Here is a 22608-nt window from a genome sequence, read left to right on the forward strand (position 1 = left end):
GCATCGGGGGCAAGGCCCCTCCCACACTTAACCGCGTTTAATCTGTAGGAATGCGGTCAAAATGTGGGAGGGGCGGTGCGACGATTCGACTTGCCCCCGATAGCGATCTATCAGACGACGCGATTCAGATCGTTATTGCGCGTCTCTTTCAGGCACAGCACCGCAATCAAGCTGAGCAACGCTGCCGCCGACACATACCCGCCGACATAACTCAGCCCACCCATCGCCACCAGCTTGGTCGCGAAGAACGGTGCCGCCGATGCGCCGACGATCCCGCCCAGGTTATACGCTGCCGAAGCCCCGGTATAACGCACGCGGGTCGGGAACAATTCCGGCAGCAGCGCGCCCATTGGGGCGAAGGTCACCCCCATCAGGAACAACTCCAACGCCAGGAACAGCGCCACGGCCCAGGTCGAACCGTGGGTCAACAGCGGCTCCATGGTGAAGCCCGACAGGATGGCCAGGATCGCGCCGACGATCAGCACCGGCTTGCGCCCGAATCGATCACTGGCCAGCGCCGCCAGCGGTGTCGCCAGCCCCATGAACAGCACCGCGAAGCACAGCAACCCAAGGAACGTTTCGCGGCTGTAGCCCAGCGTCGAAACGCCATAGCTCAGGGAGAACGCGGTGGTGATATAGAACAGTGCATAGCACACCACCATCGACGCGGCGCCCAGCAGGACGGGCAGCCAATGCTGGCTGAACAGCTCCACCAACGGCACCTTCACCGGCGCCTGCTTGGACACGGCGTTGGCGAACACTGGGGTTTCGTGCAGTTTCAAGCGCGCATACAGGCCGACCATCACCAGGGCAGCGCTGAGGATGAACGGGATACGCCAGCCCCAGCTGCGGAACTGCTCGTCATTCAAGTTCATGGCCAGGATCAGGAATAAGCCGTTGGCTGCCAGAAACCCGATCGATGGGCCCAACTGCGGGAACATGCCGAACCAGGCGCGCTTGCCCTTGGGCGCGTTCTCGGTGGCCAGCAATGCGGCGCCACCCCATTCCCCGCCAAGGCCCAGGCCTTGGCCGAAACGCAGCACACACAGCAGGATCGGCGCCCAGGCGCCAATGCTGTCATAGCCCGGCAGCAAACCGATCAGCGTGGTGCACACCCCCATCAGCAGCAGCGAGGCCACCAGGGTCGATTTGCGGCCGATACGGTCACCAAAGTGGCCGAACAGCGCCGAACCCAGCGGGCGGGCGATAAACGCGATACCGAAGGTCAGGAACGACGCCAGCATCTGCGCGGTACCGGACGACTGCGGGAAGAAGACCGGGCCGATCACCAATGCCGCTGCGGTGGCGTAGATATAGAAATCGTAGAACTCGATGGCGGTGCCGACGATGCTGGCGGTGGCAACGCGGGCGGTCGAGTTGGTCGGGGCGGCGGTTGCGGCCTCGTTATAGGTGGTGCTCATGGAGGTATCCCTGACGGTCGTTGCGCGTTTGGACGCGGATTATTATTGGGTCGAACCCCCTTGGATCAGGGTAGTGCGCGGAGCGGCTCGGGATGGGAGCAAACACCGGTCAGACACGATGCAGCGGTGCCGGACGCGCTCAGTGCGGATAGCACGCGGTCGGGCGGGGCTTGGGTAAGCCGCAGGGATTATAGGAATGGGGCCGGCGATACAACAAGGGGGCGCGCGATCTGCCAATCGCGGCAGATCAATTGTGGGAGGGGGGGCTCCCACATTCGAATGCGTTGAGTCAGGACGCTATGCGGCGACGGGTACGCGGCTGGTGTGCCAGATCAGCACCTTGCTCACCCGGTTATCCTCGGTCTCAAGGATTTCCAGGCGATAGCGGCCGATCTTCAGGCATACGGCACAATCTGGAATGGTTTCCAGTGCTTCAGTCACCAGGCCATTGAGGGTCTTGGGGCCGTCGCTGGGTAGGTGCCAAGCCAGGCTCTTGTTCAGTTCGCGGATCGATGCGGCGCCGTCGATGATATAGCGGCCATCCGCCTGCGCTTCGATATGCGGGTTGTCCACACTGTGTTCGCTTTCGAATTCGCCGACAATTTCTTCGAGGATATCTTCCAGGGTGACGATGCCCAGCACTTCGCCGTACTCGTCCACCACCATGCCCAAGCGTCGTTGCTGCTTGTGGAAGTTCAGCAGTTGCAGTTGCAGCGGCGTGCTTTCCGGGACGAAGTAGGGTTCGTAGCAGGCGGCAAGCAAGGCTTCCTTGGTCAGGCTGGCATCCGGCAGCAGGTGCTGGATCAGCCGGGTGTTGAGCACGGCTTGGACCTGGTTGATATCGCTGTGGAACACTGGCAGCCGGGTGCGTTGGGAGTTGCGCAATTGCTCGATGATCGCTTCAAGCGAGTCATCCAGGTTGATGCCCTCCACTTCGCTGCGCGGCACCAGGATGTCGTTGACCGTGATGTTGTCCAGCGCGTGGATGCCGGGCAGGCCAGGGGTGCGGTTGCCTTCGGTCTCGGCCTCGGGTTCGTCATCATGGTCGGGCAGTGGTTCGTCGCTTTTCTTCACGATGCCGGGCTTGCGCGCAAAGGGGCGCAGCAATAGCAGGCTGATGCCGTTGAGCAGCCAGGCGAAGGGATAGACGATTTTCAGTGGCACGCCCAGCAGTGTGTTGCCGAAGCCCAGCACTGCTTGCGGATGGCGGGTGGCCAGCGCGCGGGGCAGGTAGTCGGCCAATATCAGCAGCACGGCACAGGAAATCAGCCAGCCGAGCCAGGGACCGTTTTGCGCCCAGGCATACATCGCCAGCAACGTGCACAGAACCACTACTGCTGCGCGGCACAGGCTGTTGCACAGGATCAGGCTGTGGCGGGGAAAACCCAGGCGGGCAGCGGCCTTGTCACCCTGGCGCGTGCCGGGGCGCAGGGCCAGCAAGTGTTGCTGTGCGGCTTCAATGGCGGTAAACAGCGCCGCCCATAACACCAGCAGGGCGATTACCGCGAGCATCGGCCCCAGGGGCAAGTTGTCCATGATCGCTGCCCGTCAGATATGCAGGATGTATTCGCGGACCAGCTTGCTGCCGAAATAGGCCAGCATCAGCAGGCAGAAACCGGCCAGGGTCCAACGGATCGCCTTGTGCCCGCGCCAGCCGAGGCGGTTGCGGCCCCACAGCAGCACGCTGAACACTACCCAGGCCAGGCAAGCCAGCAGGGTCTTGTGTACCAGGTGCTGGGCAAACAGGTTTTCGACGAACAGCCAGCCAGAGATCAATGACAGCGAGAGCAGGGTCCAGCCGGCCCACAGGAAACCGAACAGCAGGCTTTCCATGGTTTGCAGCGGCGGGAAGTTCTTGATCAGCCCCAAGGGGTGCTTGTGCTTGAGCTGGTGGTCCTGCAGCAGCAGGAGCAAAGCCTGGAACACCGCGATGGTGAACATGCCGTAGGCGAGGATCGACAACAGGATATGCGCGAGGATGCCTGGCTCTTCATCGATCACCTGCACCGTGCCGGTGGGGGCGAACTGCGCCAATAACACCGTCAGCAGGCCCAGGGGGAACAACAGCACCAGCAGGTTTTCCACCGGGATACGTGCGCAGGCGATCAGCGTCAAGGCGATCACGGCAGCGGCAATCAGGCTGGCGGCGCTGAAAAAGTCCAGGCCCAGGCCGACCGGCGTCATCAGGTGGGTGAACAGGCTCGCGGCGTGTGCCACCAAGGCGAGGGCGCCAAGGCCGGACAACAGGCGCTTGTCGGCCTTGGCGCATTTGGCCAGGCGGGTGCCCTGATAGAGGGTCGCAGCGGCATATAAGAAGGCGGCGGCGAGACTGGGTAGCAAACTGGGTGACAAAGGGAGCATAAATCCTGTTAGGCAAGCCCGAAAGGCGCTGAGTTTGGCATACCCCTGCGTTCCACGAAAGACTCCAAGGCCAGACAGCGGGTGTGCACAGGCGCAGTCTTCGCTATAATCCGCGACCTGCCCACGCCGCAGGCTCGCCGAGCGCTGTTTTTAATAGCGATTTACCACAGCCTGGGCCGTCATTACCTCGGTCTACCAATGCATTTCGATGAATAGGGCCTGAAAGGATCGCGCATGTTTGAAAACTTGACTGACCGTCTCTCGCAGACGCTGCGCCACGTTACCGGCAAGGCCAAGCTGACCGAGGACAATATTAAAGACACCCTGCGCGAAGTGCGCATGGCGTTGCTGGAAGCCGACGTCGCCTTGCCTGTGGTCAAGGACTTCGTCAACTCGGTCAAGGAGCGTGCGGTCGGCACCGAAGTGTCCCGCAGCCTGACGCCGGGCCAGGCCTTTGTGAAGATCGTCCAGGCCGAGCTCGAAAGCCTGATGGGCGCGGCCAACGAAGACCTGAACCTCAGCGCCGTGCCACCGGCCGTCGTGTTGATGGCCGGTCTGCAAGGTGCGGGCAAGACCACCACCGCCGGCAAGCTGGCGCGCTTCCTTAAAGAGCGCAAGAAGAAATCCGTGATGGTGGTGTCGGCTGACGTCTATCGTCCGGCGGCCATCAAGCAGTTGGAAATGCTCGCGGGCGAAGTGGGCGTGACCTTCTTCCCGTCCGACCTGAGCCAGAAGCCGGTCGACATCGCCAATGCGGCTATTAAAGAAGCAAGACTGAAATTCATCGACGTGGTCATCGTCGATACCGCTGGTCGCCTGCACATCGATGAAGAAATGATGGGCGAGATCAAGGCGCTGCATGCCGCGATCAACCCGGTCGAGACCCTGTTCGTGGTCGACGCCATGACCGGCCAGGATGCGGCCAACACCGCCAAGGCCTTTGGTGATGCACTGCCGCTGACCGGCGTGATCCTGACCAAGGTCGACGGCGATGCCCGTGGCGGTGCTGCGCTGTCGGTGCGCGCAATCACCGGCAAGCCGATCAAGTTCATCGGTATGGGCGAGAAGAGCGATGCGCTCGAGCCGTTTCACCCTGAGCGGATCGCTTCGCGTATCCTCGGCATGGGCGACGTGCTCAGCCTGATCGAGCAGGCCGAAGCGACTCTCGATAAAGACAAGGCCGATAAACTGGCCAAGAAGCTGAAGAAGGGCAAGGGCTTCGACCTCGAAGACTTCCGCGACCAGCTGCAGCAGATGAAGAACATGGGCGGCCTCGGCGGCTTGATGGACAAGCTGCCGAATATCGGCGGTGTGAACCTGGCGCAAATGGGCAACGCCCAGGGTGCGGCAGAGAAGCAGTTCAAGCAGATGGAAGCCATCATCAACTCCATGACCCCGGCCGAGCGCCGCGACCCTGAGCTGATCAGCGGTTCGCGCAAGCGTCGGATCGCCATGGGTTCCGGCACCCAGGTGCAGGACATCGGTCGCTTGATCAAGCAGCACAAGCAGATGCAGAAGATGATGAAGAAGTTCTCCGCCAAGGGCGGAATGGCCAAGATGATGCGCGGCATGGGCGGTATGTTGCCCGGCGGCGGCATGCCCAAGATGTAAAGATTTCGAGCGGGAGCCCAGCTCCTGCTCCGACCCACAGGGACGTGGGATCTCCAGCAAACCCGCGATTGGCGGGCGCTGACTCGCCGTTTTAACCGACGGCTCTATAGCAGATCTGAATGGCACGCTGATAGGCGCCAGAAAAAGACATTTGCAAAAGTCCGGATATTCCTTAGAATATGCGGCCTTTCGGGCACCTATGCCCGCTGTGCATTTAGATTTGCAGCACCGACTACAGGAACGATGTTCACATGCTAACAATCCGTCTTGCCCTTGGCGGCTCCAAAAAGCGCCCGTTTTACCACTTGACCGTAACCGACAGCCGCAACCCGCGCGACGGTTCGCACAAGGAACAGGTTGGTTTCTTCAACCCTGTTGCTCGTGGTCAAGAAGTTCGTCTGTCCGTGAACCAAGAGCGCGTAGCCTACTGGCTGAGCGTTGGTGCACAGCCTTCCGAGCGTGTTGCTAAGTTGTTGAAGGACTCGGCTAAGGCCGCAGCCTGAGCAATATGAACGCGACGCCAGCTGTTGCTGATGATTTGATCGTTATCGGCAAGATTTATTCTGTTCATGGCGTTCGCGGCGAAGTGAAGGTGTATTCCTTTACTGATCCGACTGAAAACCTGTTGCAGTACAAGACCTGGACGCTCAAGCGCGAAGGTAGTGTGAAACAGGTCGAGCTGGTCAGTGGACGCGGGAGCGATAAGTTCCTGGTCGCAAAGCTCAAGGGTCTTGATGATCGTGAAGAAGCTCGTCTTCTGGCTGGTTATGAGATCTGCGTGCCGCGCAACCTGTTCCCTGAATTGACCGATGGCGAGTACTACTGGTACCAGCTGGAAGGTCTGAAGGTTATCGATCAACTCGGGCAATTGTTCGGGAAAATCGATCATCTTCTGGAAACCGGCGCCAATGATGTAATGGTGGTCAAGCCTTGCGCTGGCAGCCTGGATGATCGCGAACGCCTGTTGCCCTATACCGAGCAATGCGTGTTGGCTGTCGACCTGGTAGCGGGCGAGATGAAGGTGGAATGGGACGCGGACTTCTAAGCGTGGCTAATTTGCGCATTGAAGTGATCAGTTTGTTTCCCGAGATGTTCTCCGCCATCAGCGAGTACGGCATCACCAGTCGGGCGGTGAAACAGGGGCTGTTGCAGCTGACCTGTTGGAACCCGCGAGACTACACGACGGATCGACATCACACTGTGGACGATCGCCCATTTGGCGGTGGCCCGGGCATGGTGATGAAGATCAAGCCCCTGGAAGACGCGTTGGTTCAGGCCAAGGCCGCCGCCGGGGAGAAGGCGAAGGTGATTTACCTGTCCCCTCAAGGCCGTCAGCTGAAACAGGCGGCGGTACGCGAACTGGCGAATGAGGAAGCACTGATCCTGATTGCCGGTCGCTATGAAGGCATTGACGAGCGTTTTATTGAAGCTCATGTCGATGAAGAGTGGTCGATTGGGGACTATGTCCTGTCTGGCGGTGAGCTGCCGGCGATGGTCCTGATAGATGCGGTTACACGACTGCTGCCTGGAGCTTTAGGGCATGCGGACTCTGCGGAGGAAGATTCCTTCACGGATGGTTTGCTGGATTGCCCGCACTACACCCGTCCGGAGGTGTATGCGGATCAGCGTGTTCCCGACGTATTGCTAAGTGGCAATCACGCACACATCCGGCGTTGGCGTTTACAGCAGTCCCTTGGTCGGACCTATGAACGACGCGCCGATCTTCTGGAAAGCCGCTCGCTTTCTGGAGAAGAGAAGAAGCTGCTCGAGGAATACATCCTCGCGCGGGACGATAGTTAACAACGTATCGATGGTAGGTCCGACGACTTACCTTAGGAGCACAGCATGACTAACAAAATCATCCTTGCACTCGAAGCAGAGCAGATGACCAAAGAGATCCCTACCTTTGCCCCAGGCGACACCATTGTCGTTCAGGTGAAAGTGAAGGAAGGCGACCGTTCGCGTCTGCAAGCGTTCGAAGGCGTGGTAATCGCCAAGCGTAACCGTGGTGTGAACAGTGCTTTCACTGTTCGTAAAATCTCCAACGGTGTTGGCGTAGAGCGTACTTTCCAGACCTACAGCCCGCAAATCGACAGCATGGCCGTTAAGCGTCGCGGTGACGTACGTAAAGCCAAGCTGTACTACCTGCGTGACCTGTCCGGTAAAGCAGCTCGCATCAAGGAAAAACTGGCTTAAGTCCAGCTTCCCGATGCAGAAAAAAGCAGCCTACGGGCTGCTTTTTTGTGCCTGGAATTTGTTGAAAAATCCGGGACTACGTGGCGGCTATCGCGAGCAAACCTGCCCCCACAGTTGATCGCTGCGGTTCGCGCAATCGAGTAAGACACAAAAAACTGTGGGAGTGGGCTTGCGCGCGATAGGATCTACCCGACATCACCTTTACCTGCCTGAGTCACCATGCCTGCCATCGACCACCCCTTGATCGACCGCTTCCTCGACGCCCTCTGGTTGGAGAAAGGCCTTTCGGACAACACCCGTCAGGCTTATCGCAGCGACCTGGCACTGTTCAACGGCTGGTTGCAGGAAAAAAACCTCGAGCTGATCAATGCTGGTCGCGAGCTGATCCTTGACCATCTGGCCTGGCGCCTGGAGCAGAACTACAAGCCCCGTTCGACTGCGCGTTTCCTTTCCGGTGTGCGTGGTTTTTATCGCTACTTGCTGCGGGAAAAGCTCATTGCCCTCGACCCGACGTTGCAGGTGGATATGCCACAACTCGGTAGGCCTTTGCCCAAATCCCTGTCTGAAGCCGACGTGGATGCCTTGCTCGCCGCGCCCGACCTGAGCGAGGCCATCGGCCAGCGCGACCGCGCCATGCTCGAGGTGCTGTACGCCTGCGGCCTGCGGGTGACCGAGTTGATCAGCCTGACCCTGGAGCAGGTCAACCTGCGCCAGGGCGTGCTGCGGGTGATGGGCAAGGGCAGCAAGGAACGGTTGGTGCCGATGGGGGAGGAGGCGATTGTGTGGGTTGAACGCTACATGCGCGATGCCCGTGGCGAACTGCTCGGTGGGCGCCCCAGCGATGTGCTGTTCCCCAGCCAGCGCGGCGAACAGATGACCCGCCAGACCTTCTGGCACCGCATCAAGCACCAGGCCAAGGTGGCGGGCATCGGTAAGTCCTTGTCGCCACATACCTTGCGCCATGCGTTCGCCACCCATTTGCTCAACCACGGTGCGGATTTGCGCGTGGTGCAAATGCTGCTCGGGCACAGTGACTTATCCACAACCCAGATCTATACCCATGTGGCGCGGGCACGTTTGCAGGATATGCACGCCAAGCACCATCCGCGTGGTTGAAAACCGCCAATTTATCAGGCCACGGGCTGCCCTGCGGCCCAACTGTGGTAGGCTTTGCCGGTTAGCAAAGGGGACGGCCCAGACCTGTGTTTGCAGGCCCGTGTTTTTAGATCGGTGTGCTTGCCCGCCGTCCCTGCATCTGCCTTCAGGAGTTCCCATGCGCTTGACCCAGATTATTGCCGCCGCAGCCATTGCGTTGGTTTCCACGTTTGTCGTCGCCGATGACGCTGCCGAGCAGACCATTCGCAAGAGCCTGGCCAACTTGCAGCTCGATACGCCGATCGAAAGCATCAGCGCCAGCCCGATGGCCGGCCTGTACGAAGTCAAGCTCAAGGGCAGCCGTGTGCTGTACGCCAGTGCCGATGGCCAGTACATCGTCCAGGGCTACCTGTTCCAGCTCAAGGACGGCAAGCCGGTCAACCTGACCGAGAAAGCCGAGCGCCTGGGTGTATCCAAGCTGATCAACGGGATTCCGGTGGCTGAAACCGTGGTTTACCCAGCCATCGGCGAGACCAAGACCCACATCACCGTGTTTACCGATACCACCTGCCCTTATTGCCACAAGCTGCACGCCGAAGTGCCTGCGCTGAACAAGCTGGGTGTGGAAGTGCGCTACGTTGCGTTCCCGCGCCAGGGCCTGGGTTCGCCGGGTGACGAGCAGTTACAAGCCGTCTGGTGTTCGGCCGACAAGAAAGCGGCCATGGACAAGATGGTTGATGGCAAGGAAATCAAGGCGGACAAATGCGCCAACCCGGTTTCCAAGCAATTCGCCCTCGGCCAATCCATTGGCGTGAACGGTACACCGGCCATCGTTTTGGCTGACGGTCAAGTGATTCCGGGCTACCAGCCGGCACCGCAAGTTGCCAAACTGGCACTGAGTGCCAAGTAAACCAGTATCGTCGAACCTTTGACGATCATGGCCCGTTGAACGATCAGCGGGTCATCAATTGAAAGCCGCAGTTGTGCGGCTGTTTTCCACGGCCGACCTAGCGTCGGCCGTTTCATGGGGAGTTCTTCAGTGAAACCGGTCAAAGTAGGCATCTGTGGGTTAGGGACCGTCGGTGGCGGTACCTTCAACGTACTTCAGCGTAATGCTGAAGAAATTTCCCGCCGTGCAGGGCGTGGGATTGAAGTGGCGCAAATTGCCACGCGTTCGCCAAAGCCTCAGTTCCAAACGACCGGTATTGCGATTACCAACGATGTCTTCGCCGTGGCCACCAACCCTGAAATCGATATCGTCATCGAGCTGGTCGGCGGCTACACCGTGGCCCGCGAGCTGGTGCTCAAGGCTATCGAGAACGGCAAGCACGTGGTCACCGCCAACAAGGCGCTGATCGCCGTGCACGGCAACGAGATCTTCGCCAAGGCCCGCGAGAAGGGCGTGATCGTCGCGTTCGAAGCCGCAGTGGCCGGCGGTATTCCGGTGATCAAGGCCATCCGTGAAGGCTTGTCCGCCAACCGTATCAACTGGGTAGCCGGCATCATCAACGGCACCGGTAACTTCATCCTCACCGAAATGCGCGAGAAGGGCCGTACCTTCGAAGACGTGCTGGCTGAAGCCCAGGCCCTGGGCTACGCCGAAGCCGACCCGACCTTCGACGTCGAGGGCATCGACGCGGCCCACAAGTTGACCATCCTGGCGTCCATCGCCTTTGGTATCCCGCTGCAATTCGACAAGGCCTACACCGAAGGCATCACCCAACTGACCACGGCCGACGTGAACTACGCCGAAGCCCTGGGCTACCGTATCAAGCACCTGGGCGTGGCGCGCAGCACGCCGGCCGGTATCGAGTTGCGTGTACACCCGACGCTGATCCCGGCCGATCGCCTGATCGCCAACGTCAACGGTGTGATGAACGCCGTGATGGTCAACGGTGATGCCGCCGGTTCCACCTTGTTCTACGGCGCCGGTGCCGGCATGGAGCCGACCGCTTCGTCGGTGATCGCCGACCTGGTGGACGTGGTTCGCGCCATGACCAGCGATCCGGAAAACCGCGTGCCGCACCTGGCCTTCCAGCCGGATTCGCTGTCGGCCCACCCGATCCTGCCGATCGAGGCATGCGAAAGCGCCTACTACCTGCGCATCCAGGCCAAGGACCATCCGGGTGTGTTGGCCCAGGTCGCCAGCATCCTGTCGGAGCGCGGCATTAACATCGAGTCGATCATGCAGAAGGAAGTCGAGGAACAGAACGGCCAGGTGCCTATGATCCTGTTGACCCACCGCGTGCTTGAGCAGCACATCAACGATGCCATCACCGCTCTGGAGGCCTTGCAGGGCGTTGTGGGCCCGGTGGTGCGGATTCGCGTCGAACACTTGAACTAACCGATTTGTTCCAGGGGCCCCGTGTGTGTGGCGGCCCCTGTTCGAGAATGTTTTAGAGGAGCCAGTCATGCGTTACATCAGCACCCGCGGCCAGGCACCGGCCCTGAATTTCGAAGACGTTTTGCTGGCAGGCCTTGCCACCGACGGCGGCCTGTACGTGCCGGAGAACCTGCCACGCTTCACCCAGGAAGAAATTGCTTCCTGGGCCGGCCTGCCATACCACGAACTGGCATTCCGGGTGATGCGCCCGTTCGTTACCGGCAGCATCCCGGATGCGGATTTCAAAAAGATCCTGGAAGAGACATACGGCGTGTTTTCCCACAGCGCCATCGCCCCGCTGCGCCAACTGAATGGCAACGAGTGGGTGCTTGAGCTGTTCCACGGCCCGACCCTGGCGTTCAAGGACTTTGCCCTGCAACTGCTGGGTCGCCTGTTGGACTACGTGCTGGAAAAGCGCGGCGAGCGCGTGGTGATCATCGGCGCTACTTCCGGTGACACCGGTTCGGCGGCCATTGAAGGCTGCAAACACTGCGAAAACGTCGACATCTTTATCCTGCACCCGCACAAGCGTGTGTCGGAGGTGCAGCGTCGGCAGATGACCACCATCTTCGGTGAGAACATCCACAACATCGCCATCGAAGGCAACTTTGATGACTGCCAGGAAATGGTCAAGAACAGCTTCGCTGACCAGAGCTTCCTCAAGGGCACGCGCCTGGTGGCAGTGAACTCGATCAACTGGGCGCGGATCATGGCCCAGATCGTCTACTACTTCCACGCCGCCCTGCAGCTGGGTGGCCCGGCGCGTTCGGTGTCGTTCTCGGTGCCGACCGGCAACTTCGGCGATATCTTCGCCGGCTACCTCGCGCGCAACATGGGCCTGCCGATCAACCAGTTGATCGTCGCCACCAACCGCAACGACATCCTGCACCGCTTCATGAGCGGCAACCAGTACGTCAAGGAAACCCTGCACGCCACCCTGTCGCCGTCGATGGACATCATGGTGTCGTCGAACTTCGAACGCCTGCTGTTCGATATGCACGGCCGTAACGGGGCTGCGCTGGCTGAGTTGATGAACAGCTTCAAGAGCGGTGGTGGTTTCAGCGTCGATCAAGAGCGCTGGACCGAAACCCGCAAGCTGTTCGACTCCCTCGCGGTGGACGATGCACAGACCTGCGAAACCATCGCTGAAGTCTATGCCCAGACCGGCGAACTGCTGGACCCGCACACCGCCATCGGTGTAAAGGCTGCGCGTGAATGCCGTCGCAGCCTGGATATCCCGATGGTGATCCTGGGCACCGCCCACCCGGTCAAATTCCCGGAAGCGGTGGAAAAGGCGGGCGTTGGCAAGGCTTTGGAACTGCCGGAGCATCTGGCCGACCTGTTCGAGCGTGAAGAGCGTTGCACAGTGCTGCCGAATGATTTGAAGGCGATGCAGGCGTTTGTCAGCCAGCATGGTAATCGTGGCAAGCCTTTGTAAGACAAATCACGAAGACAAAAACGCCGCTTTCCCTTCCTTGGGTCAGCGGCGTTTTTCGTTTCTGGCCGGCCCGCTCAAGTGTTACGAGAATAGTTTCTGGGCGACGACTATGACTGTGCCGACAGCGGCATAGAAGCCGGTCGCGATAGCCACCGGGTACCAGAACGTCTCACAGGTTATCTTCAGGGATTCTGCGTGGAGTTTGTTTTGCTCTGCATTCATGCGTGCTATCTCAGCAAAAATACGGGATACCTCGGCGTGCATCCTGTCTGTCGCTGTCTGTTGTTCATTTTGTTCTGCCATCGTATTTATCCTTCGGAATAAGGGCCTTTTGACATGCGCTTTACCTGCGTGGCAGCGTGACCAGCGCTCACCGAGTATAGGATTCACCTCCGGTCACAGCCGTCGGAACCCCCAAAACAGCCGCCCATTGCGTAAGCAGTCATGTGCGCCGTTTTTTGGTTGTCATGTTGCAAGCGCATGCTGGTTCAAGTCACTCCCCGAAACCCCCATAACGACGAAAAAGCGAACTTTCCTACGTTACATCCAGTCACTTAGGATAGATGCAGCTCCCGTTGAACCGATTGTTCCCGAACTATTGAGTGGTGATCGAGATGGAAAGTATCAGCCTATTGCTCGAAGAAGCACTGAGCCCTTATCAGGTTACGCTGACCGCCTCTGGTGCGCAGGGCGAGTGCCTGGTGACCGTGAAGAATCCTGCTGGCGCCATCGTGGTCGAACGTGAAGTCGACCGTGCGCAACTGACTGACAAGCGCGCTCTGGTGGATGTGGTGGATTGCCTGCTGCGCGATCTCAAAATCGCAGAGGGGCGTCTTGAACCGTCGGTGATCGCGGCCCTGCGTAACGCCGCCCAGACCCGTAGTGGGGTGTTGGCATGAAGAATTATTTTTCTTCGGAACCTTCTTACGCTATGACGAGTCAGATTTCGTAACAGTAAGAGCAAACATTGTGCTCCGGTGTTTGTGTCTTGTTGTACTGGTCTTTTTGTAGGCCACGTTTAACCCCGAGTTGTCTCCCCACTCCTCGGGGTTTCTTTTTGCCCGCGATTTGTCAGGGCATGGGCGAGTCCTGGAAAAAGCTTGGGTTGTCGCGCAGGTAGTGTTCCCGGGTGACCGGGTCCAGCCATGAAGCGTAGGACTGCTGCACCTGTTCCAGAGGGATGTCACGCAGTACCTGGTTGATGCGTTCGATCGCCTCGCGGCCGAGGGCGGTGTTCGAGCAACCGATGTGCGTGCGTTGGTAAGGCGCGGCGCCCTTGATCGGGAAAAACATCAGCTCCTGTGGGTCGATCCCCTGTTGCATGGCGTGGTAGCGGATCTCCGTCCAATAGCCCAGGACCGCTTCCAGGCGGCCGAGACGTTGCATCTGCAACAGGCTGCCCAATGCATCGTTGCCGTAGTGCAGCGCCAATTTGTGCGCGGTGGCGTGCTTGAGGCGCTCGTCGATGACGGCGCCATAGCTGCGTTCTGCGGTGGCGCCAAGCCGGGTGTTGGGAGCGTCGAGAAAAGCCTGCAGGTCGAACTGACCGTCGTTGATGAAGGGCGCCATGGCCTCCTGCTGGCTCCGGCGGATCATCACGCCATTGCTCACCGTCACGAAGGCCTGGGTCGAAAAAACAACGTACTTGGCGCGCTCCGGTGTCCACAGCAGTGACGGGTCACAGGTGAACGACGGCTCGCGCAGCATTTGCGTGCCCCGGGCGCGGTTGACGTGCAGGATCTGATGGCGATATTCCGGCAGGCGCTCGGCGAGCATGGGCAGCAACTGGTCCAGTGCTCCCTGCCCCTTGCGCGGGCCTTCGAAGATGGTCACCGGTGGCAGGTCGCGCAACAACCAGACCAGCGTATCCTGGGCGTTGGCCGATACCGGCCAGCCGCCGACCATCAAGGTGACGTGACACAGGCAAATGAACCAGCGCTGGACGCGACGAGTCATCAGATCGCGCCATCCTCATGCAAACGGGTGATTGCCAGGGCATCGTAGCCCAGCGCCTGGAGCAGCTCGTTGTTGTGTTCGCCCAGCTTCGGTCCGACCCATTCACAACTGCCGGGCGTGTCCGACAGCTTGGGCACGATGCCGGGCATCTTGAAGTCCTTGCCGTCCGGCAGTTGCGCCTTGAGGAACATCTCCCGAGCCAGGAATTGCGGGTCTGCGAGCATGTCTTCAGCACTGTAGATGCGGCTGGCGGGGACCTCGGCCTTGTTCAACTGCTCCACCACCTGCTCCAGTGGCAAGGCGTTGACCCAACGATCAATCACCCCGTAAAGCTCATCGCGGCGGCCATCACGCCCATCATTGCTGGCCAGTTCCGGGTCGTTGGCCAGGTCCTCACGGCCGATGGCCGACATGAAGCGCTTGAAGATCGCATCGCCGTTGGCGCCAATCTGCACGTGCTTGCCGTCCGCACTGGTATGGATCGAAGACGGCGTGATGCCAGGCATGATGTTGCCGGTGCGCTCGCGGATAAACCCGAACACGTCGAACTCGGGGACCATGCTTTCCATCATGGCGAAAATCGCTTCGTACAGCGCCACATCCACCACTTGGCCGACCCCACCATTGACCTCGCGATGACGCAGTGCCATCAGCGCACCGATCACCGCCCAGAGGGCGGCAATCGAATCACCGATGGAAATCCCGGTACGCACCGGCGGGCGGTCTTCGAAGCCGGTGATATAGCGCAGCCCTCCCATGGACTCGCCCACCGCGCCAAACCCTGGCTGGTCTTTCATTGGCCCGGTCTGGCCGAAGCCAGAGAGGCGCACCATCACCAGCTTCGGGTTCAGTGCGTGCAGGGTTTCCCAGCTCAGGCCGAGCTTTTCCAAGACGCCGGGACGGAAGTTTTCGATCAGGATGTCGGCGTCTGCCAGCAACTGTTTGAGGACCGCCAGCCCGTCCGGATGCTTGAGGTTCAGCGTCAGTGACTTCTTGTTGCGCGCCTGCACAAACCACCACAACGAGGTGCCTTCATACAGCTTGCGCCACTTGCGCAGCGGGTCGCCGCCATCCGGCGACTCGATCTTGATCACTTCGGCGCCGAACTCGGCGCAGATGCGTGAAGCGAAGGGGCCGGCGATCAGGGTGCCGAGTTCGATGACTTTCAGGCCGGCAAGCGGTTTGGCATTAAACGACATGATGATCCTTTCAAGCGCAGGGCAGTGGTGTGATGCCTTTTAACATAGGCGAGTGGCCCAGGGATAAGGATGATGCAGCGCAGGATTCGTTGAATGCCCTCGCCATCGGTTAGACTGGCCGCCTTTCCCTGTCTCTAGAAGCCCGTTCATGGCCCAGCCGTCCACGACCTATAAATTCGAACTCAACCTCACCGACCTCGATCGCTCGGTGTACGAGAGCGTCAAACAGACCATCGCCCGCCACCCGTCGGAAACCGAAGAGCGTATGACCGTGCGCCTGCTGGCCTACGCGCTGTGGTACAGCGAACAGGTGTCGTTCGGCCGTGGCCTCTCGGATGTAGACGAGCCGGCCCTGTGGGAAAAAAGCCTGGATGATCGGGTTTTACACTGGATCGAAGTCGGCCAGCCCGATGTCGACCGCCTGACCTGGTGCTCGCGCCGCGCCGAACGTACCAGTTTGCTCGCCTATGGCAGTCTGCGCGTGTGGGAAGGCAAGGTGGTGCCGGCGGCGAAAAGTATGAAGAACGTGCACATCGCTGCCGTGCCGCAGGAAGTCCTCGAGACCTTGGCCAAGGACATGCCGCGCGTGATCAAGTGGGACGTGATGATCAGTGAAGGCACGATCTTCGTGACTGATGACCGCGGCCAGCACGAAGTGCAACTGCAATGGCTGGTCGGCGAGCGCGGTTGAAAAATGTGGGAGGCGGCGTGCTCCCGATGACGCTGGCGCCGGTCAAGTTGCAGTCACTGTTGCGCCGCTGCCGGGAGCCATTCGAATTGTCGCACCGCCCCTCCCACCGTTGACCCGTGTCGCTTTCAGCCGTGTTGTTTAACCGTTGTATCAGCAGAGAAGCTCCCGTCACCCCATGCGTATCGATCCTCGCCCATTACCCGCCGTCATGCCCTTCCTGGGTGAACTGCCACCGCTGTTGACCCGCCTCTATGCCGCACGCGGGGTGCAGTCCGAGGCGGAGCTGGATAAAAGCCTGGCGCGGTTGATTCCCTTCCAGCAGCTCAAGGGCATCGACGCGGCGGTAGACCTGTTGGTGACTGCATTGCAGCAACGCCAGCGCATCCTGATCGTCGGCGACTTCGACGCCGATGGCGCCACCGCCAGCACGGTGGGCACCCTGGGCCTGCGGCTGCTGGGTGCGGCCCATGTCGATTACCTGGTGCCCAACCGTTTCGAATACGGCTATGGCCTGACCCCGGAAATTGTCGCCGTCGCCCTGCAGCGCGAGCCGCAGTTGTTGATCACGGTGGACAACGGCATCTCCAGTGTCGAGGGCGTGGCGGCGGCGAAAGCGGCGGGGCTCAAGGTGCTGGTCACCGACCACCACTTACCGGGGGATGAATTGCCGGCGGCGGACGCCATCGTCAACCCGAACCAGCCAGGCTGTGAGTTCCCTAGCAAGGCATTGGCCGGCGTAGGCGTGATCTTCTACGTGCTGATGGCCCTGCGTGCGCGCTTGCGCAGTTTGGGCTGGTACGAGAACAAAGCGCAGCCGAACATTGGGGAGTTGCTCGACCTGGTCGCCCTGGGCAGCGTCGCTGACGTTGTACCGCTGGACGCCAACAACCGCATCCTGGTCCATCAGGGCCTGGAACGTATTCGCGCCGGTCGTGCGCGGCCAGGGATCAAGGCGATTCTCGAGGTCGCCAAGCGCGATGCGGCGCGCATCACGTCCACCGACCTGGGTTTTATCCTCGGCCCCCGGTTGAACGCTGCCGGGCGCCTGGATGATATGAGCCTGGGTATCGAATGCCTGCTGACCAGCGATTTTGCTGCGGCTCGGGAAATGGCTGCGCAATTGGACGGTATGAACCAGGACCGCAAATCCATCGAGCAAGGCATGCAGCGCGAGGCCCTGGCCCAGCTCAAGGACTTGCCGGTGGACTCGATGCCCTATGGCTTGTGCCTGTTCGATCCGGAGTGGCATCAAGGGGTGATCGGCATTCTGGCGTCGCGCATGAAAGAGCGTTATTTCCGCCCGACCATTGCCTTCGCCGACGCCGGTGATGGCCTGCTCAAGGGCTCGGGGCGCTCTGTGCCGGGCTTCCACATCCGTGATGCCCTGGCGGTAGTCGCCAGCCAGCATCCGAACCTGATCGCCAAGTACGGCGGCCATGCCATGGCGGCGGGGCTGACGCTGCCCGAGGCGAATTTTCCCCTGTTTGCCGAAGCCTTTGACGCTGAAGTACGTCGGCAATTGCGCGAAGAAGACCTCACCGGCCGGTTGCTGTCCGATGGCACCCTGGCGGTTGAGGAGTTTCACCTCGAACTGGCCCGCGCGTTGCGGCATGCCGGGCCGTGGGGGCAGCACTTTCCCGAGCCGTTGTTTCACGGCGTGTTCCAGTTGGTGGAGCAGCGAGTGGTGGGGGAGCGACACCTGAAAGTGGTGCTCAAGACCGAATGCGGGTCGGTGAAGCTTGATGGCATTGCGTTTGGAGTGGACCGCGAAGTGTGGCCGAACCCGACGGTGCGTTGGGTGGAGTTGGCCTACAAGCTGGACGTGAACGAGTTTCGGGGGAATGAAACCGTGCAACTGATGATTGCCCACATCGAGCCGCGCTAGATTTTACTAACACCGCAAAACAACTGTGGGAGGGGGCTGCACCCCGATAGCGGTAGGTCAGTCACAGCATTATTGACTGACACTCAGCTATCGGGGGCAAGCCCCCTCCCACATTTTGATTTGTGTAAGGCTCGGGTTTATTCGGCCTTGGCCTGGTGCTTGACGATGATATCCACCAAACGCTTGGCCAGCGCCGGGTAGTTTTCGTCGAAGTGATGCCCGCCTGGCAGCTTCACAGCCTCGCCCACGGCGGTCTTGTCGGTACAGCCGCTCTCGTCGACCTCTTCGGCACCGTAGATGCACACCACTTTGTCAGCTGGCAGCTTGGCCATTTCCGGGCCGGTCGCGGCTTCCTTGCCGGCATTGCCCAGCCAGCCTTCTACTTCGATTTCAAAGCTGCCGGTGCGGGCGAACGCCAGCAGGATGATTGCGTCGACGCGCTGCTGTTCGTTTTCCGGCATGCGGTTGTAGATCGCTGGCAGTACGTCGGCACCGAACGAATAACCGGTAAGCACGAAACGCTTGGTGCCCCACTTCTGCCGGTAGTGTTGCATCAGCTCGGTGAGGTCCTTGGCGCTTTGTTCCGGGGTCTTGTGCTGCCAGTAGTAGCGCAGGGTGTCGATGCCTACGACCGGATAGCCGATCTTAGCCATCTCGCCGGCCACGTCGCGGTCCAGGTCACGCCAGCCGCCGTCGCCGGACAGGAACAGGGTCACGGTGTCCTTGGCCTGGCCTGCCGGCACTTCCACGACGGGAATCGCCAGGCCGCCGTTGTCCGAGCCCACCAGTTGCTTGCGCAGTTCGTTGTTCAGCACTTGCGGGTAGTGAATGTCGTAGTCGCTGATGCTGGTGGTGGCGCGCGGTGTGTCGCGGACGAAACTGGCGCTTTCATCGTCGGGGTTGTCATTCCATGCGACCAGCCAGTTGCCATGGGCGGATGTTTTCGGCAGCGGGTCCTTGCAGCCTTCCTGCACCAGGGCGAATCCGACGGAAATGGCATTGGCCTTGTCGTCGTTCTGTGTGGCCAGCCAGCGCCAGGCGAGGGCGGCGCCAGGGCCAATGCCGCTGACCAGCGTCGCCGGGCCATTGAGCTGGCCCAGGGCGCCTTGCAGTGCTTGTTCCTGCAGCTTGCAGTCGTCCTTGGGCAGGATCACCTGGACAATCTGTGCCTTGCCGCCCTGGCTCAGGGCTATCAGTTGGCTGTCGGTCAGGGTTTCGTCGGCCATCACGGCCACGGCGACCCGGGCTTTCGCCGTACCGGCCGGGGTCACGCGGGTCATCACCGAGCCGTCGGCCTGGGGCAGTTGTTCCAGGGTCGGCTGCGGGGCAGGGCGGTTCCAGTACCAATAGCCGCCACCCAGGACCAGGGCGAGCAGCACTACAAAGGCCAATACATACCGCCAGGAGCGTCGAATCATCAGCGTTTCACCAATCCAGTCAAGCCGCCCGCGATCAGGGCGGCGGTATCGGCCAGTGCAACCAGCGGATCAAGTCCCGCGGGCACGGCCATGTAACGGGGTTCCCAGTCAGGCTGGAACTTGTCTTTGAAGCGGCGTAACCCTTGGAAGTTATACAGTTGCTCGCCACGACGGAACACCATTGAGCCCAAGCGTTGGGTCAGCGGCGCACCGCGTCGCGGTTGCAGGCCCGACAACGGCACCATGCCGAGGCTGAAGCGGGCATAGCCGTGGCTCTTATAGTGTTGAATCAGGCCGACCATCATGAACTCCATGGTCAGCTTTGGCGCGTCCGGGTGGGCGCGCATCAGGTCGAGACTGGCCAGGTCGTGGTTGTAGGTCTCGAGCAGGTTGGCAAAGGCTACCGGGTGCCCTTCGAAGCGAATGATCGCGATACGGAAGTGCTTGAGGTAGTCGTCGCTGAAGCGGCCCAGGGAAAAGCCTTTTTCCCGCACGTTCTTGCCGGTCAGCCAGGCGTCGGAAATGACCTTGAGTTCGTCCATCGGTGCGGTACCGGGTTCATGGATTTCCAGGGACAGGCCGTCCCGGGTGCCACGGTTCCAGGTGTAGCGCAAATCCTTCATCTCTTTGCCCTTGGCTTCCAGGTCAAAGCGTTTCAGGTCGACCCGGGCTTCTTCGCCCAGCTTGATCGCGGTCAGGCCGATGTCCATGTAGTACGGCAGGTTCTCCGCCCGCACCTGATAGAACACCGGGCGCGCATGGTGGATGTCGCACAGGTCACGGAACTGCCAGATCATCTCGGCGCGGGGTTGGGTCGGGCCGATCGGGTCGTACAGGGCCACCAGGCTGCGCCCGCGACGGGCATACATCAGGAAGGCCTCGTCGTTAGGATGGAACAGTAGCGCCTTGTCACCGGTCAGTGCCAGGCCACCGTCGGGCTGCGACGAGGCCATCAGGATTTTGGTGGCACGCTCCAACTCCTCCGCGGTCGGCAGGTGGATCACCGGGCGCGCCGTGCGCAGCAGCCAGGTCAGCGACACGATCACCAGCAGCACGGCGGCACCCAGCAGCGAGCGCAGGCCGCGTGGGGCGTTGGCATCCAGGGTGAACTGCCACCACAGTTGGTGGCTGTAAGGCACGTCTTGATAAGCGAACAGCAGCAGCCAGATCGACGCACCCAGCACGCACACGCTGGCCACCAGGTAGAGCGGCGAGAACGGTAGCTCGGTCAGGCGGCTGGCCCGGTAGAACGAGCGCCGGAAAATGGCCAGCAACACGGCGGTCATGGTCATCAGGCTGGCTTCTTCCCAGTCGAAACCCTTGAGCAGTGAAAGCAGGGCGCCGGTCAGCAACAGCACCATGGTCAGCATCCAGGCTGCGGACAAACGGCGGCGCAGGCCTTGGGCCAGCAACAGGCACAGCACGCCGATCAGGCTGGCACCGAAGTGCGAAGCGTCAATCAGGCGGTGGGGAATCAGGAAGCCGATGTTTTCCAGGCGCGAGTCGATTTCGGGCGTGGCGCCGGAAAACAGCAGGACCACGCCGGACAAAAAAACCAGTACGGCCAACACCGGCGCAGCCAGGCCCGAGGCCACTCGCAGGCTCTGTTGGGTCTGGAACAGGCGCTGTGCCTCGTTGACCAGCAGGAACACACAGGCGATCAGCAGCGGCAGCACCACGTAGATCATGCGGTACAGCAGCAGGGCGGCGGCCAAGGGGGCGGCCCCCAGTTTGTCGGCGAAGGCGGCCAGCAGGATGGCCTCGAATACCCCCACGCCACCCGGCACATGGCTGAGCACGCCAGCGGCCAGGGCCAGCAGGTACACCAGCAGGAAAGGGCCGAAGGGCGGCGCTTCCGGCAGCAGCATATAAAGGACGGTGGCGGCGGCGGCGACATCCAGCGCGGTGATGATCAGTTGCAGGAACGTCAGGCGTCGGCCAGGCAGGCGCAGCGTGCGGCGGCCCACTTTGACCAGCAGGTTGTCCGGGTAGGGTTGCTCCGGCAGGCGACGGCGATAAATGCCGATGCACAGTGCGGCCGACAACAGCAGCACGGCACCGGCAATAGCGCCGAGCAAACCTTGCGATACATGCAGGGCGGTGGACGCAGCAGGCAAGTTGCTCAAAGTGGCCAATGCAGCCAGCGGCGGCAGGGCGCAGCCCAGGGCCAGGCTGGCGAACACGGTCATATGAGCGACTTCTGAAGCGCCGATACCGTGGCGTGCATATAAACGGTAGCGTACCGAACCGCCCGAGAGCATCGACAGGCCAATGGCATTACCGATCGCAAAGGCAGTGAAGCCGCCGAGGGCCAGGGTCTTGGCAGGTAGTTTTACGCCGGCATAGCGCGCGCCGGAAAACTCATAGCCCAACAGAATGATGAAACCGGCGACGGCGGCGGCGAATGCGCCGAGCAGTGAAGGCTTGGGCACTTCCAGGATCGAGTCGTGGAGGGCGTAGAGGTCCAGCTCCAGCAGCAGGTGGCGGCAGGCGACGAGGGCGATTGCAAACAGCAACAAGGTTACTGCCAGCCCGATGGGTTGGCGATATTTGCTCAACAGATCCAGCCAGCGCAAACGGGTGGGAGTGATCGGTTGTTCTGCTGTGACGGAGTCTTGTGGTTCAGACGAGTTGGCGCGCATCAATCACCTCGTGGATTGTGCGCGACAGGATGGAGGTATCCAGCCAAGTTACCAATCCCTATGGACAAAATAATTACAAATATTAACGCGTATCGCCGGGGGCGGCGACTGCGGCCATTGGTCGTAGAGGATTAAGCATAGTGTGCAATGGAATGGACTCTATAAACCCTATACGGTTTCATGAAAGATGCCATGCCATTGTTTCAGAAGAGCTTTTTCACCGGATACAAAAAAGGCCACTCTTTCGAGTAGCCTTCTTTGATGTTTGGTTGCGGGAGCCGGATTTGAACCGACGACCTTCGGGTTATGAGC

Annotated in this window: 20 protein-coding genes; 12 read left to right on the forward strand and 8 right to left on the reverse strand. The window is 60.6% G+C overall.

Annotated elements, in window-relative coordinates; translation table 11 throughout:
* Positions 1 to 110: 110 nt before the first annotated feature.
* The 3 genes from ACODSV_RS10500 to ACODSV_RS10510 all read right to left on the reverse strand — a co-directional run bounded on the left by ACODSV_RS10500 (position 111) and on the right by ACODSV_RS10510 (position 3782).
* Positions 111 to 1421: an MFS transporter gene (locus ACODSV_RS10500; protein ID WP_024077240.1), complete on the reverse strand. Its 1311-nt coding sequence runs from the start codon at positions 1419 to 1421 to the stop codon at positions 111 to 113.
* 297 nt (positions 1422 to 1718) lie between these two features.
* Complete coding sequence (locus ACODSV_RS10505; RefSeq protein ID WP_102625004.1) at positions 1719 to 2957, reverse strand: transporter associated domain-containing protein; 1239 nt, start codon at positions 2955 to 2957, stop codon at positions 1719 to 1721.
* A 12-nt stretch (positions 2958 to 2969) separates the two neighbouring features.
* Positions 2970 to 3782: a cytochrome C assembly family protein gene (locus ACODSV_RS10510; RefSeq protein WP_024077238.1), complete on the reverse strand. Its 813-nt coding sequence runs from the start codon at positions 3780 to 3782 to the stop codon at positions 2970 to 2972.
* Positions 3783 to 4016: 234 nt separating this feature from the next.
* On the opposite strand from ACODSV_RS10510, the gene ffh reads away from it, so the two are divergent.
* The 9 genes from ffh (at position 4017) to thrC (ending at position 12505) form a co-directional block, all read left to right on the forward strand.
* Positions 4017 to 5393, forward strand: coding sequence for a signal recognition particle protein (ffh, locus tag ACODSV_RS10515; protein ID WP_024077237.1), 1377 nt, complete (start codon positions 4017 to 4019; stop codon positions 5391 to 5393).
* Positions 5394 to 5644: 251 nt separating this feature from the next.
* Complete coding sequence (rpsP, locus tag ACODSV_RS10520) at positions 5645 to 5896, forward strand: 30S ribosomal protein S16 (RefSeq protein ID WP_003175899.1); 252 nt, start codon at positions 5645 to 5647, stop codon at positions 5894 to 5896.
* Between the two features lie 5 nt (positions 5897 to 5901).
* The gene (rimM, locus tag ACODSV_RS10525; protein ID WP_024077236.1) at positions 5902 to 6438 is read left to right on the forward strand and encodes a ribosome maturation factor RimM; all 537 of its coding nucleotides are present in this window, start codon (positions 5902 to 5904) and stop codon (positions 6436 to 6438) included.
* Positions 6420 to 7193 carry a tRNA (guanosine(37)-N1)-methyltransferase TrmD gene (gene trmD, locus ACODSV_RS10530; protein WP_024077235.1) on the forward strand — a complete coding sequence of 258 codons (774 nt, stop codon included), beginning with the start codon at positions 6420 to 6422 and terminating at the stop codon, positions 7191 to 7193. Before rimM ends, trmD begins: the two co-directional genes overlap by 19 nt.
* A 45-nt stretch (positions 7194 to 7238) precedes the next feature.
* Positions 7239 to 7589, forward strand: a complete 351-nt coding sequence (gene rplS, locus ACODSV_RS10535) for a 50S ribosomal protein L19 (RefSeq protein ID WP_003175895.1) — start codon at positions 7239 to 7241, stop codon at positions 7587 to 7589.
* A 219-nt stretch (positions 7590 to 7808) separates the two neighbouring features.
* Entirely contained in the window at positions 7809 to 8705 is an 897-nt protein-coding gene (gene xerD, locus ACODSV_RS10540) for a site-specific tyrosine recombinase XerD (protein ID WP_017846134.1), read from the forward strand.
* A 157-nt stretch (positions 8706 to 8862) separates the two neighbouring features.
* Positions 8863 to 9594, forward strand: a complete 732-nt coding sequence (locus ACODSV_RS10545) for a thioredoxin fold domain-containing protein (RefSeq protein ID WP_024077234.1) — start codon at positions 8863 to 8865, stop codon at positions 9592 to 9594.
* A gap of 129 nt (positions 9595 to 9723) precedes the next feature.
* Positions 9724 to 11028, forward strand: a complete 1305-nt coding sequence (locus ACODSV_RS10550; RefSeq protein WP_150055347.1) for a homoserine dehydrogenase — start codon at positions 9724 to 9726, stop codon at positions 11026 to 11028.
* A gap of 67 nt (positions 11029 to 11095) precedes the next feature.
* Entirely contained in the window at positions 11096 to 12505 is a 1410-nt protein-coding gene (gene thrC / locus ACODSV_RS10555) for a threonine synthase (RefSeq protein ID WP_024077232.1), read from the forward strand.
* An 81-nt stretch (positions 12506 to 12586) separates the two neighbouring features.
* On the opposite strand, the gene ACODSV_RS10560 is transcribed toward thrC, so the two are convergent.
* Positions 12587 to 12808 (reverse strand): hypothetical protein, encoded by a 222-nt coding sequence (locus ACODSV_RS10560; protein ID WP_024077231.1) that lies wholly within the window; start codon positions 12806 to 12808, stop codon positions 12587 to 12589.
* Between the two features lie 311 nt (positions 12809 to 13119).
* On the opposite strand from ACODSV_RS10560, the gene ACODSV_RS10565 reads away from it, so the two are divergent.
* Positions 13120 to 13404: a DUF3509 domain-containing protein gene (locus tag ACODSV_RS10565; protein ID WP_041161012.1), complete on the forward strand. Its 285-nt coding sequence runs from the start codon at positions 13120 to 13122 to the stop codon at positions 13402 to 13404.
* Between the two features lie 172 nt (positions 13405 to 13576).
* On the opposite strand, the gene ACODSV_RS10570 is transcribed toward ACODSV_RS10565, so the two are convergent.
* Positions 13577 to 14461: a TIGR02285 family protein gene (locus tag ACODSV_RS10570; protein WP_024077229.1), complete on the reverse strand. Its 885-nt coding sequence runs from the start codon at positions 14459 to 14461 to the stop codon at positions 13577 to 13579.
* Positions 14461 to 15660: a CaiB/BaiF CoA transferase family protein gene (locus ACODSV_RS10575; protein WP_150095335.1), complete on the reverse strand. Its 1200-nt coding sequence runs from the start codon at positions 15658 to 15660 to the stop codon at positions 14461 to 14463. Before ACODSV_RS10575 ends, ACODSV_RS10570 begins: the two co-directional genes overlap by 1 nt.
* 148 nt (positions 15661 to 15808) lie before the next feature.
* On the opposite strand from ACODSV_RS10575, the gene ACODSV_RS10580 reads away from it, so the two are divergent.
* On the forward strand, positions 15809 to 16351 hold the full coding sequence (locus tag ACODSV_RS10580) for a YaeQ family protein (protein ID WP_024077227.1): 543 nt from the start codon (positions 15809 to 15811) through the stop codon (positions 16349 to 16351).
* A 175-nt stretch (positions 16352 to 16526) separates the two neighbouring features.
* The gene (gene recJ, locus ACODSV_RS10585) at positions 16527 to 18236 is read left to right on the forward strand and encodes a single-stranded-DNA-specific exonuclease RecJ (RefSeq protein WP_069076904.1); all 1710 of its coding nucleotides are present in this window, start codon (positions 16527 to 16529) and stop codon (positions 18234 to 18236) included.
* 137 nt (positions 18237 to 18373) lie between these two features.
* Here recJ and ACODSV_RS10590 read toward each other — a convergent pair whose 3' ends face one another.
* Positions 18374 to 19654 carry a virulence factor family protein gene (locus tag ACODSV_RS10590; RefSeq protein WP_024077225.1) on the reverse strand — a complete coding sequence of 427 codons (1281 nt, stop codon included), beginning with the start codon at positions 19652 to 19654 and terminating at the stop codon, positions 18374 to 18376.
* Entirely contained in the window at positions 19654 to 22296 is a 2643-nt protein-coding gene (gene mprF / locus ACODSV_RS10595) for a bifunctional lysylphosphatidylglycerol flippase/synthetase MprF (protein ID WP_024077224.1), read from the reverse strand. Before mprF ends, ACODSV_RS10590 begins: the two co-directional genes overlap by 1 nt.
* Between the last annotated feature and the right edge of the window lie 312 nt (positions 22297 to 22608).

It is taken from the genome of Pseudomonas sp. FG86 (genome assembly GCF_057808775.1).

What these genes read in the sequence shown, in the direction of transcription:
- recJ (WP_069076904.1), top strand. Translation starts at nt 16,527, where the DNA reads ATGCGTATCGATCCTCGCCCATTACCCGCCGTCATGCCCTTCCTGGGT.
- ACODSV_RS10590 (WP_024077225.1), bottom strand. Translation starts at nt 19,654, where the DNA reads ATGATTCGACGCTCCTGGCGGTATGTATTGGCCTTTGTAGTGCTGCTC.
- trmD (WP_024077235.1), top strand. Translation starts at nt 6,420, where the DNA reads ATGGGACGCGGACTTCTAAGCGTGGCTAATTTGCGCATTGAAGTGATC.
- rplS (WP_003175895.1), top strand. Translation starts at nt 7,239, where the DNA reads ATGACTAACAAAATCATCCTTGCACTCGAAGCAGAGCAGATGACCAAA.
- ACODSV_RS10570 (WP_024077229.1), bottom strand. Translation starts at nt 14,461, where the DNA reads ATGACTCGTCGCGTCCAGCGCTGGTTCATTTGCCTGTGTCACGTCACC.
- xerD (WP_017846134.1), top strand. Translation starts at nt 7,809, where the DNA reads ATGCCTGCCATCGACCACCCCTTGATCGACCGCTTCCTCGACGCCCTC.
- ACODSV_RS10500 (WP_024077240.1), bottom strand. Translation starts at nt 1,421, where the DNA reads ATGAGCACCACCTATAACGAGGCCGCAACCGCCGCCCCGACCAACTCG.
- rpsP (WP_003175899.1), top strand. Translation starts at nt 5,645, where the DNA reads ATGCTAACAATCCGTCTTGCCCTTGGCGGCTCCAAAAAGCGCCCGTTT.
- ACODSV_RS10505 (WP_102625004.1), bottom strand. Translation starts at nt 2,957, where the DNA reads ATGGACAACTTGCCCCTGGGGCCGATGCTCGCGGTAATCGCCCTGCTG.
- thrC (WP_024077232.1), top strand. Translation starts at nt 11,096, where the DNA reads ATGCGTTACATCAGCACCCGCGGCCAGGCACCGGCCCTGAATTTCGAA.
- ACODSV_RS10560 (WP_024077231.1), bottom strand. Translation starts at nt 12,808, where the DNA reads ATGGCAGAACAAAATGAACAACAGACAGCGACAGACAGGATGCACGCC.
- ACODSV_RS10580 (WP_024077227.1), top strand. Translation starts at nt 15,809, where the DNA reads ATGGCCCAGCCGTCCACGACCTATAAATTCGAACTCAACCTCACCGAC.
- rimM (WP_024077236.1), top strand. Translation starts at nt 5,902, where the DNA reads ATGAACGCGACGCCAGCTGTTGCTGATGATTTGATCGTTATCGGCAAG.
- ACODSV_RS10545 (WP_024077234.1), top strand. Translation starts at nt 8,863, where the DNA reads ATGCGCTTGACCCAGATTATTGCCGCCGCAGCCATTGCGTTGGTTTCC.
- mprF (WP_024077224.1), bottom strand. Translation starts at nt 22,296, where the DNA reads ATGCGCGCCAACTCGTCTGAACCACAAGACTCCGTCACAGCAGAACAA.
- ACODSV_RS10510 (WP_024077238.1), bottom strand. Translation starts at nt 3,782, where the DNA reads ATGCTCCCTTTGTCACCCAGTTTGCTACCCAGTCTCGCCGCCGCCTTC.
- ffh (WP_024077237.1), top strand. Translation starts at nt 4,017, where the DNA reads ATGTTTGAAAACTTGACTGACCGTCTCTCGCAGACGCTGCGCCACGTT.
- ACODSV_RS10565 (WP_041161012.1), top strand. Translation starts at nt 13,120, where the DNA reads ATGGAAAGTATCAGCCTATTGCTCGAAGAAGCACTGAGCCCTTATCAG.
- ACODSV_RS10575 (WP_150095335.1), bottom strand. Translation starts at nt 15,660, where the DNA reads ATGTCGTTTAATGCCAAACCGCTTGCCGGCCTGAAAGTCATCGAACTC.